Origin of the sequence: Cryptosporangium arvum DSM 44712, assembly GCF_000585375.1 — a bacterium.
Lineage (GTDB): Bacteria > Actinomycetota > Actinomycetes > Mycobacteriales > Cryptosporangiaceae > Cryptosporangium > Cryptosporangium arvum.
In genome coordinates this window covers 1,794,809-1,807,697 of the sequence record NZ_KK073874.1, presented here as the reverse complement: position 1 = coordinate 1,807,697, position 12,889 = coordinate 1,794,809, and the positions used below count along the sequence as shown (strand labels likewise).

General features: G+C 71.7%; 16 protein-coding genes. 11 read left to right on the top strand and 5 right to left on the bottom strand.

Annotated features, from left to right (window positions below):
* Positions 1 to 59 precede the first annotated feature (59 nt).
* Positions 60 to 446: a Rid family hydrolase gene (locus CRYAR_RS08395; RefSeq protein ID WP_035861365.1), complete on the top strand. Its 387-nt coding sequence runs from the start codon at positions 60 to 62 to the stop codon at positions 444 to 446.
* 4 nt (positions 447 to 450) lie between these two features.
* Here the strand turns inward: CRYAR_RS08395 and CRYAR_RS08390 are convergent, their stop codons facing one another.
* Positions 451 to 966, bottom strand: a complete 516-nt coding sequence (locus tag CRYAR_RS08390) for a CGNR zinc finger domain-containing protein (RefSeq protein WP_035849593.1) — start codon at positions 964 to 966, stop codon at positions 451 to 453.
* A 96-nt stretch (positions 967 to 1,062) separates the two neighbouring features.
* Here CRYAR_RS08390 and CRYAR_RS08385 point away from each other — a divergent pair, with 96 nt between their 5' ends.
* Genes CRYAR_RS08385 through CRYAR_RS08365 form a run of 5 tightly spaced genes read left to right on the top strand, consistent with a single transcriptional unit; the run spans position 1,063 to position 5,395 of the window.
* Positions 1,063 to 1,959, top strand: a complete 897-nt coding sequence (locus CRYAR_RS08385; RefSeq protein ID WP_035849592.1) for a pyridoxamine 5'-phosphate oxidase family protein — start codon at positions 1,063 to 1,065, stop codon at positions 1,957 to 1,959.
* Positions 1,960 to 2,016: 57 nt separating this feature from the next.
* Positions 2,017 to 3,576, top strand: coding sequence for a GAF domain-containing protein (locus tag CRYAR_RS50110; protein WP_035849589.1), 1,560 nt, complete (start codon positions 2,017 to 2,019; stop codon positions 3,574 to 3,576).
* 22 nt (positions 3,577 to 3,598) lie between these two features.
* On the top strand, positions 3,599 to 4,246 hold the full coding sequence (locus CRYAR_RS08375) for a carbonic anhydrase (RefSeq protein ID WP_157018602.1): 648 nt from the start codon (positions 3,599 to 3,601) through the stop codon (positions 4,244 to 4,246).
* Positions 4,247 to 4,273: 27 nt separating this feature from the next.
* A complete protein-coding gene (locus CRYAR_RS08370) occupies positions 4,274 to 4,912 on the top strand; it encodes a helix-turn-helix domain-containing protein (protein WP_035861360.1) in 639 nt (212 codons plus the stop codon).
* Between the two features lie 33 nt (positions 4,913 to 4,945).
* Entirely contained in the window at positions 4,946 to 5,395 is a 450-nt protein-coding gene (locus CRYAR_RS08365) for a DUF3291 domain-containing protein (RefSeq protein WP_035861358.1), read from the top strand.
* On the opposite strand, the gene CRYAR_RS08360 is transcribed toward CRYAR_RS08365, so the two are convergent.
* The gene (locus tag CRYAR_RS08360) at positions 5,392 to 5,805 is read right to left on the bottom strand and encodes a DUF1761 domain-containing protein (protein WP_035849587.1); all 414 of its coding nucleotides are present in this window, start codon (positions 5,803 to 5,805) and stop codon (positions 5,392 to 5,394) included. The two genes, CRYAR_RS08365 and CRYAR_RS08360, sit on opposite strands and share 4 nt — an antisense overlap.
* A 138-nt stretch (positions 5,806 to 5,943) precedes the next feature.
* Here CRYAR_RS08360 and CRYAR_RS42870 point away from each other — a divergent pair, with 138 nt between their 5' ends.
* Both CRYAR_RS42870 and CRYAR_RS08350 read left to right on the top strand, forming a co-directional pair.
* Positions 5,944 to 6,579 (top strand): TetR/AcrR family transcriptional regulator, encoded by a 636-nt coding sequence (locus CRYAR_RS42870; protein ID WP_051569929.1) that lies wholly within the window; start codon positions 5,944 to 5,946, stop codon positions 6,577 to 6,579.
* The gene (locus tag CRYAR_RS08350) at positions 6,579 to 7,754 is read left to right on the top strand and encodes an FAD-dependent monooxygenase (protein WP_035849586.1); all 1,176 of its coding nucleotides are present in this window, start codon (positions 6,579 to 6,581) and stop codon (positions 7,752 to 7,754) included. The genes CRYAR_RS42870 and CRYAR_RS08350 overlap by 1 nt, the downstream gene beginning before the upstream one ends.
* Positions 7,755 to 7,762: 8 nt before the next feature.
* Here the strand turns inward: CRYAR_RS08350 and CRYAR_RS42865 are convergent, their stop codons facing one another.
* Positions 7,763 to 8,296: a hypothetical protein gene (locus tag CRYAR_RS42865; RefSeq protein WP_051569928.1), complete on the bottom strand. Its 534-nt coding sequence runs from the start codon at positions 8,294 to 8,296 to the stop codon at positions 7,763 to 7,765.
* Between the two features lie 181 nt (positions 8,297 to 8,477).
* Between CRYAR_RS42865 and CRYAR_RS08340 the strand changes: the two genes are divergently transcribed.
* The 3 genes from CRYAR_RS08340 to CRYAR_RS42860 all read left to right on the top strand — a co-directional run bounded on the left by CRYAR_RS08340 (position 8,478) and on the right by CRYAR_RS42860 (position 10,589).
* Positions 8,478 to 9,134, top strand: coding sequence for a fasciclin domain-containing protein (locus CRYAR_RS08340; RefSeq protein WP_051569927.1), 657 nt, complete (start codon positions 8,478 to 8,480; stop codon positions 9,132 to 9,134).
* 131 nt (positions 9,135 to 9,265) lie between these two features.
* The gene (locus CRYAR_RS08335; RefSeq protein WP_084700247.1) at positions 9,266 to 9,916 is read left to right on the top strand and encodes an RNA polymerase sigma factor; all 651 of its coding nucleotides are present in this window, start codon (positions 9,266 to 9,268) and stop codon (positions 9,914 to 9,916) included.
* Positions 9,897 to 10,589: an anti-sigma factor gene (locus CRYAR_RS42860; RefSeq protein ID WP_051569926.1), complete on the top strand. Its 693-nt coding sequence runs from the start codon at positions 9,897 to 9,899 to the stop codon at positions 10,587 to 10,589. The genes CRYAR_RS08335 and CRYAR_RS42860 overlap by 20 nt, the downstream gene beginning before the upstream one ends.
* 5 nt (positions 10,590 to 10,594) lie before the next feature.
* On the opposite strand, the gene CRYAR_RS08325 is transcribed toward CRYAR_RS42860, so the two are convergent.
* Complete coding sequence (locus CRYAR_RS08325) at positions 10,595 to 11,500, bottom strand: hypothetical protein (protein WP_035849578.1); 906 nt, start codon at positions 11,498 to 11,500, stop codon at positions 10,595 to 10,597.
* Between the two features lie 44 nt (positions 11,501 to 11,544).
* Positions 11,545 to 12,837 carry an MFS transporter gene (locus tag CRYAR_RS08320; RefSeq protein ID WP_051571961.1) on the bottom strand — a complete coding sequence of 431 codons (1,293 nt, stop codon included), beginning with the start codon at positions 12,835 to 12,837 and terminating at the stop codon, positions 11,545 to 11,547.
* Between the last annotated feature and the right edge of the window lie 52 nt (positions 12,838 to 12,889).

The following is a 12,889-nucleotide window of genomic DNA, read 5'->3' as shown; positions in this document are numbered from 1 at the left end:
GTCGCCATCGAATCACGACACAAGGTGTCGTGTTTTGTTGGGAGCGTGGCTTCATGAACATCCAACGCACCGCGATCAACCCGTCGACCTGGTCGGCGGAGCTGGGTTTCCACCAGGGTGAACTCGTCTCCGGGCACACCCGCACGCTCTACGTCTCCGGGCAGACCGCGACGAGCGCCGACGGCAAGCCGCAACACGACGACGACATGGCGGCCCAGCTGGCGCTCAGCCTCGACAACCTGGCCGCCGTACTCGACCGGGCCGGCATGACGTTCGCGAACCTGGTCCGGCTGAACGTGTACACGACCGACGTCGACCTGCTCTTCGCGCACTACGGGATGATTCCGGCCCGGCTGGGCACCGCGACGACCACGACGATGCTCGGCGTGACGCGGCTGGCGATCCCGTCGCTGCTGGTCGAACTCGAGGGCACCGCGGTCTCCTGACCGGTCACTGCGCCCGGCGGTGCTGCCGGGCGTAGTGGCTCCTGGCCTTGGCGCGGTTGCCGCAGGCCGCCATCGAGCACCAGCGGCGCGCACCGGCCTTGGACACGTCGTAGAACCGCAGCGTGCACCCGGGGTTGGCGCAGTCGCGGATCCGGGACGGGTCCTGTTCCAGCAGCCGCAGGTAGTGCTCGGCCGCCAGCCAGGCGGCGAGCCAGCCCGGCGTGTCGGTCTCGACCACGTTCTCCGGCCCGTCCGGGCCGAGCCTGCGCCCGATCCGGCCGTGGCGCAGGGTCTCGTTGAGCCGGTCGGCGTCTCCCCGCGCCAGCGCGTCACGGGTCGCCCGCAGCGCGTCGAGGGTCTCCGGCGACTCCGGCACGGTGTCGGCCAGACCGGCCGAGGACAGCCAGATCGCCAGCCCGCCGGGGAGCTCCAGCAGGTCGTGGGCGCCCCGGTCGTCGGTCCACCGCGTGTTCACCAGGTCCAGCGGAAGGGGTTCGCCGAGCAGCGGCCGGGGGTCCATGACGTCGATCCTAACCGGTTAACTGATTTTCATCGGTTGCCGATCGCTCGACTAACTCCTAAAGTTGTCATCACCGGTTAGAGCGAGGAGCGGGCGATGACGACATTTCACCGCGGCGAGTTGAGCGCGCAGAAGCGCGCGGGCGTGCTGCACGAGGCCGCCCGCCTGGCCCCGATGCTCGAACGCCCCGCGATCCCCCGCGGGGCACGCATGTTCCTGGCCGAGCAGCCGATGCTCGTACTCGGCGCGACCGACCGCGACGGCGACCCGTGGGCGACCCTGCTCACCGGCCCGCCCGGTTTCCTCGACGTCGACGGACCGTCCACGCTCACGATCGCCGCGACGCCCGGCCCCGGCGACCCGTTGCGCGAGGCCCTGACCGAGCCGGTCCCGGTCGGCATGATCGTGATCGAACCCGACACGCGCCGCCGGGTCCGGATGAACGGCACCGCCCACCCCACCCCCGCCGGTCTGCGGGTCGAGCTCGCGCAGGTGTACGGCAACTGCCCGAAGTACATCCAGGCCCGGGTGCCGACGCGCACGCCGGGCGCGCCGGGCGTCGCGTGGCGCGGTACCGAGCTCACCCCCGCGGACCTGGACTTCATCGCTACGGCCGACACGTTCTTCATCACGACCGCGGACCTCGACGGCAACACCGACGCCTCGCACCGCGGCGGCAATCCCGGCTTCCTCCTGGCGTCGGGTCCGACACGGTTGCGCTGGCCCGACTACGCCGGCAACTCGATGTTCAACACGTTCGGCAACCTGGAGGTCAACCCGCGCGCCGGCCTCCTGCTGCCCGACTGGACCACCGGCACGCTGCTCCATCTCACCGGCTCGGCGGTCGTCGACTGGGACCGGGCCCACGCCGCAGGCGTCCCCGGAGCGCAACGTCTCGTCGACTTCACCGTCGACCGGGTGGTGCGGGTCGACAACGCCGCCGGGCTGCGCTGGAGCGAGGCGGAGTTCTCCCGGTTCAACCCTCAGATGTAGGGGTTCGCCGCCGAAGAGGACGTCGGCTGTTAAACGGCGTTCTCGCGAAGGGCACCCATGGGATTCAGCTGGAGAGCGTCGTCGGACCGGTCGGCGCAGCCGCAGGCCGAACTGGCGGAGGCGCAGGCCGACGTACAGGCGCTGACCGCGATCATGCGGGCGGTGGAGCAGGCCAGAACCCCGAACGAAGCCATCGGGGCTGCTCTCACGCTGATCCGCGAGCTGTTCGGCTGGGCGTACGGGTCGTACTGGCAACTCGACCCGTCCGGCCACGAACTCCGGTTCGCGCAGGAGAGCGGCAGCGTCAACGACGAGTTCCGCAAGGTCACGCTGGAGGCGGCCTTCGCCGAGGGCGTCGGCCTGTCCGGACGCGCGTGGAAAGCCCGCGACCTCGTGTTCGTGCCGAACATCGCGGATCTGAGCGACTGCGTGCGCGCTCCGGCCGCGGCGCGCGCCGGCGTGCGTAGCGGGGTGTGCTTCCCGCTGATGGAAGGCGACCACGTCGTCGGCACGATGGACTTCTTCGCCACCGAGGAGCTGCAGCCGTCGGCGGGCCGGTTGACGGTCCTGCGCGCGGTCGGGAACCTCGTCTCGCGCGCGCTGGCCCATCTGCAGGAGGCGATCCGGCAGGAGAAGGCCGCCCAGGACGTCGAGGCCGTCTCGCACGTGATCCGGGAGCTGACCCAGGCGACGAGCCGGGACCAGGCCCTCCGGACCGCGCTGGAGACGATCCGCCAATACTTCGACTGGCAGTACGGCTCGTTCTGGCAGCTCGACCAGGACCAGCAGGTGCTGCGGTTCGCGATCGAGTCCGGTGACGCCGGCCCGGAGTTCCGCGAGGTGACCAGGCAGGCGTCGTTCGCGAAGGGCGTCGGCCTGTCCGGTCGCACCTGGGCCCGCGGCGACCTCTACTTCGTCGAGGACCTCGGGGAGATGACCGACTGCGTCCGCCGGCCCGCCGCGCAGGCCGCCGGGGTCAAATCGGGCGTCTGCCTGCCCGTGCGGGTCGGCGGCGAGATCGTCGGCACGATGGACTTCTTCGCGACCCGGACGCTGATCATGTATCCGGGCCGGGAAGCCGCCCTGCGCAACACCGCGTTCCTGGTCGGATCGGCGCTGGAGCGGTTCGCGTCCGCCGAGCAGCTGCAGAACGCCGGCCGCGAGCTGCTGGAATCGATCGCGGAGGTCGAGCGCAACGTCACCGCGGCCGCGACCGTCGCCGAGCGCAGCGAGCACCTCGCCGACGAGGCGAACCAGCAGGTCGCGGTGCTCGGCCAGGCCAGCGCCGAGATCAACGAGGTGGTGCGGGCGATCCAGTCGATCGCCGCGCAGACCAAGCTGCTCGCGCTCAACGCGACGATCGAGGCCGCTCGGGCCGGTGAGTCCGGCAAGGGCTTCGCCGTCGTCGCCGGCGAGGTCAAGGAGCTCTCCAGCGAGACCGAGCGGGCCACGACCGACGTCAGCAGCAAGGTCGACACGATCCAGGCCCGGGTCGACGAGGTCACCGCGTCGCTGGCCGAGATCCACACCGCGGTCGAAGAGATCAACCAGACGCAGGGCCTCATCCGAGGCGTACTGACCGAACAGGTCGCGGTGACCCGCGCGATCCTGGACTGATCCGGAGGGTGACGTGTACAAAATCGGACCGGTGGCCTCGTCCCCATGGTCCCGGCTGCTGCAGGGCAACGCCCGGTGGGTCGAAGGCCGGAGCACGGCCGACGCCGACCGCGGGGCAGCCCGCCGCGCCGCGATCAGCCGCGCACAGAATCCGTTCGCGCTGGTGCTGGGCTGCTCGGACTCCCGGGTGCCGGCCGAGATCCTCTTCGACCAGGGGCTCGGCGACCTGTTCGTCGTCCGGACCGCGGGGCACGCGCTGGACTCGGCCGTCATCGGGTCGGTCGAGTTCGCGGTCGAGGTGCTGCGGGTGTCGCTGATCGTCGTGCTCGGCCACGAGGAGTGCGGCGCGGTCTCCGCGGCGAGCCGGATCGTCGACGAGGGACAGGTGCCGCCCGGCTACATCCGCGACATCGCCGAGCGCATCACCCCCAACGTGCTCCGCGCGCGGCACGCCGGAGCGGTGAACACGACCGACGTCAGCGCGCTGCACGCGGCCTACACGATCGAGCAGCTGTGCCAGCGTTCCCCGCTGGTGGACGTGGCCGTGTGGCGCGGCACGATCGCCGCGGTGCCCGCGCTGTACAGCTTGGACAGCGGGATCGTGACCGAGGTGCGGCCGCGGACCGCGTACGTCGCGATGCCGGACGAGGTGTACGCGACGCACATCTAGCGTGCCTACGATGACGGCGTGACAGCGCTGGACGGACCCGACGCCGGTCTGGACGCGCTGACCGCGCTGACCGACGCGACCCGGCGCGCGGCCTACGAGGCGGTGCTGGCGGCCGGGGCCCGGCCGCTCGGGCGCGACGAGATCGCCGAGCTCCTCGGCGTCGGGCGCACGCTTGCGGCGTTCCACCTCGACAAACTCGTCGACGCCGGGTTGCTCGAGGTGTCCTACGGCCGCCGCAACGGGCGCTCGGGCCCGGGCGCCGGCCGACCGGCGAAGCTGTACCGGGTGTCGGCCACCGAGCACGCGGTGAGCGCACCTCCCCGGGACTACCGGACGGCCGCCGAGCTGCTGGCCGAGTCGGTGGAGCGCAGCGGGGCCGACACCGCGCTCTTCGAGGTGGCCCGCGAACACGGCCGCCGGGCGTCGTCCGGTGGGGACGTCCGCGCCCGGCTGACCGCCCACGGCTACGTGCCGGAGGAGACGCCCACCGGGTTCCGGCTGAACAACTGCCCGTTCCACCGGCTGGCCGAACAGTTCCCGCCGCTGGTGTGCGGCATGAACCTGGCGCTGATCTCCGGCCTGCTCGACGGAACCGACTGGACGGCGCGAATGGACGCCGCTCCCGGCCGCTGCTGCGTCGTCGTTTCTAAAAACAATTCTGATTGACGTTAGACAGGACGATCTGGTGTGCTGGTCGCCATGACGAGCGCACACCGTCTGGCCCACTTCAACGTCGCCCGCCTCCGCGCCCCGCTGACCGACCCCGTGATGTCCGAGTTCGTCGCCGGCCTCGACGCGATGAACGCGCTCGCCGACGCGTCGCCCGGCTTCGTCTGGCGGCTGGCCGAAGGCCCCGAGGGCGACGCGACGACCGTGCGACCGCTCGATCCGGACGTGATCGTGACGATGTCGGTCTGGGACTCGGTCGAGGCGCTGCGCACGTTCTCGTACCGCAGCGCCCACCTCGACTACCTGCGCCGCCGCCGCGACTGGTTCCGGCCGCACGACTTGCCGGCGTCGCTGGTGCTGTGGTGGGTGCCCGCCGGCCACCTCCCCACGGTGGAGGAGGCGTGCGAACGCCTCGCACTGGTGGCCGGAGGGGCGTCCCCCAAGGCCTTCACGTTCCGCGAGCCGTTCCCGCCCCCCTAGGCCAGCAGGGCGATCACCGTGCTGGTGAGCAGGCTGCAGGCGAGGAAGTACGGGGCGTTGAGCAGGGCGTAGCGGAACGGGTGGGGGAAGTTCGGGTTGATCGCGATGTTGAGCACCATCGCGGCCAGGTAACCGACGCCGACGACGAGGCCGAACAGCAGCGCGGTGCCGACCTCGCGGACGTCGAGCGTGCGCAGCAGCACGGCGCTGGTGATCACGACGAGCAGCGTCGCCACCGTCTGACCGGCGAGCGCGGACGCCGGGGGCCTCCAGGCCGGCTGGCCGACCCGACCCATCGCCGCGGCGTACGGGCGCGACACGGCGAGGCCGAAGTAGAGGCCGCCGAGGACCGTGCAGGCCACGGTCGCGATGAGGACGGCGAGCCAGTTGACGTCGAAAGCGAGGGACACGGGCCTGCTCCATCTGTTCCGGTGGCGCCGGTCGCTCCGGCCACCCACAGACCACTATCGGCCCAGTAGAGGCCAGCTATTGACCGCTACTCGGACGACTTTTTTGGCGTCGCCAAAAGTTTTAGTTACTCTAAATTCGTGGGACTTCGGGAACGCAAGAAAGCTGAGACGCGCGAGCGCATCGCCGACGTCGCCGCCGGCCTGTTCGCGGCGCGCGGCTACGACGAGGTGTCGGTCGTCGACGTGGCTCGGGCCGCGGAGGTGTCCGACCAGACGATCTACAACTACTTCCCGACGAAGCAGGACCTCGTTCTCGACCGCGCCGAGGAGATCCGGGAGCGCTACGGCCGCGTCGTGCGCGAGCGGGCCACCGGCACGAGCCCGGCCGCCGCTCTCCGCCCGCTCGTCCTGGAGGACATCGACCGGCTCCGGCTCGAGCCCCCGGAACTCGCGCGTGGGGAGTTCCCGGCGCAGTGCCTGGTCAGCCCGGTGCTCCGGCGGTTCGCGCTGGAGGAACGGGAACGACAGGCCGACGCCATCACCGCGTCGCTCGCCGCCACCGACCCCGAGGTGCCCACGATCGTGGCCCGGGCCCACGCCGCCGCTCTGGTCTCGGTCGTCCAGACGATCACCGACGCGATCGGTGCGGCCGTGCTCGCGTCGGACCGCTCCGACCCCCTCGTCGCACGCCTGATCCACGACGCCACCGATGCGCTCGACGACCTCGACCGCACCTTCCGCTCCGTCACCACCGCACGGACAGGAAACGCCTGATGACAAACACCCGCGTCCTCATCTCCGGTGCCAGCATCGCCGGACCCGCGCTCGCCTACTGGCTGCACCGCTACGGGTTCGACGTCACCGTCGTCGAGAAGGCCCCGCAGGTCCGTGCCTGCGGCCAGGCCGTCGACTTCAAAGGCCCCATCCACCTGGGCATACTACGCAAGATGGGCATTCTCGACGCCGTCCGGCGCGCCGCCGTCCCCAGCGAGGACGGCATCCTGGTCAACGCTCGCGGCCGCAAGGTCGGCTCGGTCCCGGGTGCGTTCGCCGGCGGCGAGATCAACGTCCCGCGCGGCGATCTGGCGAACATCCTCTACGGCCTCACCGCGGAGACCTGCGAGTACGTCTTCGGCGACTCCGTCACCGCGCTCGCCGACACCGGTGACGGCGTCGACGTCTCGTTCGCACACGGTGCCCCGCGGACGTTCGACCTCGTCGTCGGTGCCGACGGCATCCACTCGAACGTCCGGGCGCTCGCGTTCGGCCCCGAGTCGGACTACGTCCGCCACCTCGGTTACTACTACGCCCTCGCCGACCTCGACGTCGACGGCAACGAGGTCATGTACAACGAGCCCGGCATCATGGCCGCTCTCGGCGGCCCCAAAGCGTCCGCGTTCTTCGTGTTCGCGGCGCCGCTGTCACCGGCCGGCCGCGGCGACGCCGACGCGCAGAAGCAGTTCCTCGCCGACGCTCTGCGGGGCGGCCGGTGGCGGATTCCGGAGCTGCTGGCCGAGCTCCCGCACGCACGTGAGTTCTATCTGGACTCGATCAGCCGCGTCACCGTCGACCGCTACTCCGCCGGCCGTGTCGTCCTGGTCGGGGACGCCGCCTACGGCAACGCGCTCGGCGGTTTCGGCACCGGGCTGGCCGTCGTCGGCGCGTACGTCCTCGCCGGCGAACTCGCCCGCGCGGGCGGCGACCACGTCGCGGCGTTCGCCCGGTACGAGAGCACGTACCGGGACTACGCGTCGGTCTCGCAGAAGATCAACGCCGGGCGCCTGCTCGCGCCCGGCACGAAGCCGGGGATCGTCGCCCGCAACCTCGGCTTCTCGGCGCTGTCGCTGTTCGGGCCGCTGATGAAGATCGTCGACCGGCCGGCCACGAACCTGACCCTCGAGGACTACCCCGCTCAGCACGCCCCGGGTACGTCCGAGCCGGCGCCGTGACGCACCGCCTAACGGGTGCGCCGGGCGTAGGAGCGGGTGGCGATGGCCAGGCCGGTGATCCAGACCGAGAACTGGATGACGCCGTACACGCCGGTCCTCGGGTCGAAGATGGCGGCCGGGTCGTTCCATTGGAACGGCATCAGGGCGGCGGCGAACAGGGTGTAGGCCAGCAGCGCGGCGGACAGCCCGGCGCCGGGCACGATCAGCAGCATGCGCGGCACCCCGCGCCTGCGGACGATCGGCACCCAGCGCGGGAAGCACAGGCCCCAGGGCCGGACCAGGGCCAGGGCCAGCACGGCCGGCAGGAGGGCCAGCAGGTTGAGCGTCAGCAGGTAGGTCCCGCCGCCGTCCTCGTACCAGGGGCGGAACAGGTCGGGGTCGGCGAACAGCGGGATGCCCAGCGCCCAGATCGCGTGCAGCGGGATGAAGCCGACCGTGGCCGCGGCCGCGGCCACGTAGGCCGCCACCACCGCGCGGGTCGAGGGCGGCGGGACCGTAGCGGCCTCGGCGCAGACGGGCCGGTGAGCGGTTTCCAGGGACATGATGCCTCCTCGAGCGGCGATGTCCTTACGATCCCGGCTCCGCGCCCGGGCGGATATCTGCCGATCGGCAGATAGCCGGGCCCGTCGAAATTGATCGTCGTCTGGTGCATCCGTTACCGATGTGCCGGTCGTAGACGTGGATGTGGCAACCAGCCACCGTGTCTACGGGAGGAAGTCAGCGATGAAGCTCGTCCGACTCGGCACTCAGGCGGTCGCCGTCACGGCCGCCGCTCTGCTCGCCACCGCCGTTGCCGCCGCACCGGCCGCTGCGACCGGAAAGCCGACGCCGAAGGGCAACAAGTCGTTAGTAGCGGTCCTGACCGCCGACAAGAGCGGTTTCGACCGTAACAGCAAGGACTTCGACATCCTCACCGCCGCGGTCAAGGCGGTTCTCAAGGCCAAGCCCAACAGCCCGGTGAAGGTGCTGGCCGACGGCAAGACGCCGCTCACGGCGTTCGTCCCGACCGACGCCGCGTTCCAGGCGCTGGTGGCCGACCTCAAGGGCACCCACCACTGGACGAGCGAGCGCCAGGCGTTCACCGCGGTCGCCGGGCTGGGCATCGACACGGTGGAGGCCGTGCTGCTCTACCACGTGATCCCGGGCGCGACGATCGACAAGGCCGCCGCGCTGAAGTCGAACGGAGCGAAGCTCAAGACCGCCGCCGGCGCGACCATCCAGGTGTGCGTCGACGGTCACTGGAAGAAGAAGACCATCCGCCTCGTGGACGCCGACTGGAACGACCGCGACCCGCGCGTCGTCGTGGCCGACGTCAACAAGGGCAACAAGCAGATCGCGCACGCCATCGACCGGGTCCTGCGCCCGAGCGACCTGCCCTGATCCTCGCGGCGGGGCGGACGACCACGAGTCTCCGCCCCGCCGTCGAGTTGCGGCCCTCGCCGCCGTGGTGCCTGATCAATGGGTGAACCCACACGATGACCGAGGATGACAACCGTCGAGGAGGCCGGTTGATGACCCCGTCCGAGGCCTCCGGACCCGACACATCCGGATCGCCGAGCGGTCCCCAGGCCCCCCGGTTGGCGCTCACGCACTCCGACCGCACCGGATCCGACGACGAGGCGGCGCTCGCGGCCCGATTCCTGGCCGGCGACGAACGCGCGCTGCGAGCGATGTACGAACGGTGGGGCGGGCTGGTCTACCGGCTGGGGCGTCAGGCCCTGCCCAGCCCCAGCGACGCCGAGGACCTGACCCAAGCGACCTTCGTCGCCGCCTGGCGCGGGCGCGCCACGTTCGACCCGGACCGGGGACGCCTGGCGGGCTGGCTGATCGGGATCGCCAAGCGCCAGCTCGTCGACCGGCTCCGGGCCATGCAGCGCGACGCGCGCCTGGCGCAGGTGGTGGAGGCCACCGAACCGGCCGTTCCGTCCCACCCGGGCCCGGAGCGCATACTCGACCGGCTGGTCGTCGCCGACCAGCTGGCCCGACTCGTCCCGGAGCAGCGGCGGGTCGTCCAGCTAGCCTTCTTCGACGACCTCACGCACACCCAGATCGCCGGATTGACGGGGCTACCGCTCGGCACCGTTAAATCCCACCTACGACGAGGTATCGAGCGGTTACGACAGTCGTGGGAGGAGGTGGACAATGCAGCACGTCGATCCTGACCGGTTGCCGCTGCTCGCGCTGGACGAAGACTTCGCGGGAGCTGACGACGAACGCGCGCATCTGGCCGAGTGCCCGACGTGCCTCGCCGATTACCGCGCATTTCAGGACGTCATCGAGCTGGGCAAGGAAGTGGGCCCGGACGACCTGCAGCCTCCACCGCCCCCGCTCCGGGTGTGGCAGGCGATCGAAGCGGAGACCCGGGTCGAACGCAGGACCGCGGCCCCACGCCGGCTGCGTTACCTCCTGCCCGCCGCGGCGGCATGCGTTCTCGGTGTCGTCCTCGGTGCCGGTGCGACGCTCGGCTGGCAGGCGATCCGGCCCGCAGCGACCCCGGTGGACACCGTGGCCGCGTCCAGCGCGCTGGCACCGGTCGGCGGCGGTGGCGGAACGGGCGACGCCCGCCTGATCCGCGACGGCGAGCGCTACACGCTCGAGATCGACGTCCGTGACCTCCCGCTGACCAACGGATTCTACGAGGCCTGGATGTTCGTGCCGGGTACCACCCGGATGCAGGCCATGGGCGCGGTGCGTCCCGGTGAGGTCGCCCGGTTCCCTCTTCCACCCGGTCTGGACCCAGCCGGGTGGCGCGGCATCGACATCTCGGCCGAGGCCTTCGACGGCGACCCCGGTCACTCGGCCACCAGCGTTCTGCGGGGCGAGCTCCGGCGCTGAGCCGCTCACGGAAGAGCGCGTCGACGGACGGCGACGGCGGAGACCGACAGCAGCAAGGCGGGCCCGACGGCCGCCAGGACCGCCTGCCGGCCGATCTCCGCCGGGGTCGTCGGCATCCCGGCCTGGGCGACGAATGCCGCCAGGACGACGGCCCGGAGCAGCAGTTCGGACAGGAGGACGAGCCCGAAGGCCATCGCCACCCGCTCGTCCACCGCCGCCCACAGCGCGGCCAGTGCACTGAGCACGAGCGGCCCGACGACGTACAGCACCGCAGCGACCTCGGAGGAGGCTCCGAGCGCGACCCGATCGGCGATCAGCAGCACGATCGGGGCCAGCGGCAGATACCGGAGCAGGCCGGACGCCGGGCGCGGAGCCTCGCCGACGAGCGGCAGCAGCATCGCGGCGGCGCCGAGATGGAGAAGGAACTCGCCGCTCGCCCCGGCCGACGTGAGCGCGACGAACGAGGCGTTCACGACGGCCGCGCCGACGGCGCTCGCCACCGCGGTGCGGTAGCTGCCCCGCAGCGCGGCGACGAGCGCGATCAGAACGAGCGGCGACGCGACCAGATCGGGCACGTCGTAGGCGAAGAGCCACTGGTTCACCGGCGCGCCGGACGCGAGGTCCGCGGCGATCCGCACCGGCGCGCTCGCGACCGCCGAGACCAGGAGCGTGAGGGCCGCGACCCGGTACACCGTCCGCCTGCTGCTCCGGACACTGCGGGGCTCCGGCCCGGCGTGAGCGCGTAGCGCGCCCAGCAGGAGGCTCCCGACCTCGTTCGCCGAGGGGCGCGTTCGGTCGCCCGCCGACTCCAGCAGCGTCGCCATCAGCTCGGATCCGCGGTCGCGCCGATAGGCCGCCGGGTAGAGCCGCAGGACGCGCGCGTATCGCCGCTCCAGCGCGTGGTCATCCATAATGGAAACGATATGCCGATGATCTACATATGTAAATGGCCAACTTACGGCTGTGGACGGCCCGGGAGCCACGAGGCGGGCCCGAGGCCGAGGGCGGCGACCGCGCCCAGGAGGAGCAACGCCGGGCCGATCGTGGAGATCCTGGAGCCGATCGCGCCGGCGGCGACGGCGGTGCCCACCGTCGGACCGATGTTCATCGCGGTCTGTTTGAGCCCGCCGACCAGGCCGGCGTAACCGGGCGGCGCGTCGCCGACCACGGTGCCGGTGGCGGTGACCATCACCGCGGCGTACCCGGCGCCGATGACGGCCAGCGCGGCGGCCAGGCCGGGCGTCGGCGTATCCGGACCGACCCGGGACAGCGCGGCGATGCCGAGCACGACCAGGACCGTGCCCACGGTCGCGGTGCGCCGGGCACCCTGCCGGCGCAGCGCGATGCTCGCGACCGGTGCGCCGAGCACCATGAGCGCGGTCAGCGGCAGCACGCGCAACCCCGTGGTGAACGGGTCGAGGCGCAGAACGTCCTGCAGGTAGAACGTGCCGGTGAACAGGGCGCCGAACAGGCCGGCGCTGATGAGCAGCAGCAGCACCACCGAGGCGATCACCGACGCGGAGCGAGCCACGGCCGGCGGAACGATCGGGGACGCCGTGCGGCGCTCGTGCCGGACGAGCACCACGACGACGCCCGCGACGGCGAGGAGTTCGAGCAGCGTCGCCGGCGCGGCCCAGCCCCGCCCCGGCACCTCGGCCAGCGCGTGGACGAGCAGCGCGAGCGCGGTCGCGAGCAGGCCGGCGCCGGTCAGGTCGAGCCGGGACGCGTGGTCACGTTCGGGGGCCGGCGTCCGCACGGCGACGGTGAGCGCGGCGATCAGGACCACGATCGGCACGTTGACCCAGAAGGCGGCCCGCCATCCCAGCTGCGCCACCAGGAAACCGCCGAGGACGGGGCCGGATCCCGCCGCCACCGCGATCGCCCCGGTGCGGATCGCGATCGGCGTACCCAGGCGGTCGGCCGGATACGTCAGCCGCAGCAGTGCGAGCGTCGCGGGCTGCAGGAGGGCGCCGAACCCGCCCTGCACGGCACGCAGGGCGATCACCCACCCCAGGCTCGACGCGAGCGCGATCCCGGCCGAAGCGGCCCCGAAGCCGATCACCCCGACGAGGAACAGGCGCGGATGCCCGTACCGGTCACCGAGGCGTCCGGCGATGACGAGCAGCGCGGCCACCGCGACCAGGTACGCGGTGCTCGTCCACTGGATCCGGGCCACGGTCGCGTCGAAGTCGCGCTGCAGGCTGGGCTGCGCCATCAGCAGGATCGTGCCGTCCAGCGCGACGATCATCGCCCCGGCGGCACTGACGGTGAGCGCGAGACGCCGCTGGACCACTATCGAC

What these genes read in the sequence shown, in the direction of transcription:
- CRYAR_RS08365 (WP_035861358.1), top strand. Translation starts at nt 4,946, where the DNA reads ATGACGAGCGCACACCGTCTGGCCCACTTCAACGTCGCCCGCCTCCGC.
- CRYAR_RS08325 (WP_035849578.1), bottom strand. Translation starts at nt 11,500, where the DNA reads ATGGATGACCACGCGCTGGAGCGGCGATACGCGCGCGTCCTGCGGCTC.
- CRYAR_RS50110 (WP_035849589.1), top strand. Translation starts at nt 2,017, where the DNA reads ATGGGATTCAGCTGGAGAGCGTCGTCGGACCGGTCGGCGCAGCCGCAG.
- CRYAR_RS08385 (WP_035849592.1), top strand. Translation starts at nt 1,063, where the DNA reads ATGACGACATTTCACCGCGGCGAGTTGAGCGCGCAGAAGCGCGCGGGC.
- CRYAR_RS42865 (WP_051569928.1), bottom strand. Translation starts at nt 8,296, where the DNA reads ATGTCCCTGGAAACCGCTCACCGGCCCGTCTGCGCCGAGGCCGCTACG.
- CRYAR_RS08340 (WP_051569927.1), top strand. Translation starts at nt 8,478, where the DNA reads ATGAAGCTCGTCCGACTCGGCACTCAGGCGGTCGCCGTCACGGCCGCC.
- CRYAR_RS08390 (WP_035849593.1), bottom strand. Translation starts at nt 966, where the DNA reads ATGGACCCCCGGCCGCTGCTCGGCGAACCCCTTCCGCTGGACCTGGTG.
- CRYAR_RS08335 (WP_084700247.1), top strand. Translation starts at nt 9,266, where the DNA reads ATGACCCCGTCCGAGGCCTCCGGACCCGACACATCCGGATCGCCGAGC.
- CRYAR_RS42860 (WP_051569926.1), top strand. Translation starts at nt 9,897, where the DNA reads ATGCAGCACGTCGATCCTGACCGGTTGCCGCTGCTCGCGCTGGACGAA.
- CRYAR_RS08350 (WP_035849586.1), top strand. Translation starts at nt 6,579, where the DNA reads ATGACAAACACCCGCGTCCTCATCTCCGGTGCCAGCATCGCCGGACCC.
- CRYAR_RS08320 (WP_051571961.1), bottom strand. Translation starts at nt 12,837, where the DNA reads ATGATCGTCGCGCTGGACGGCACGATCCTGCTGATGGCGCAGCCCAGC.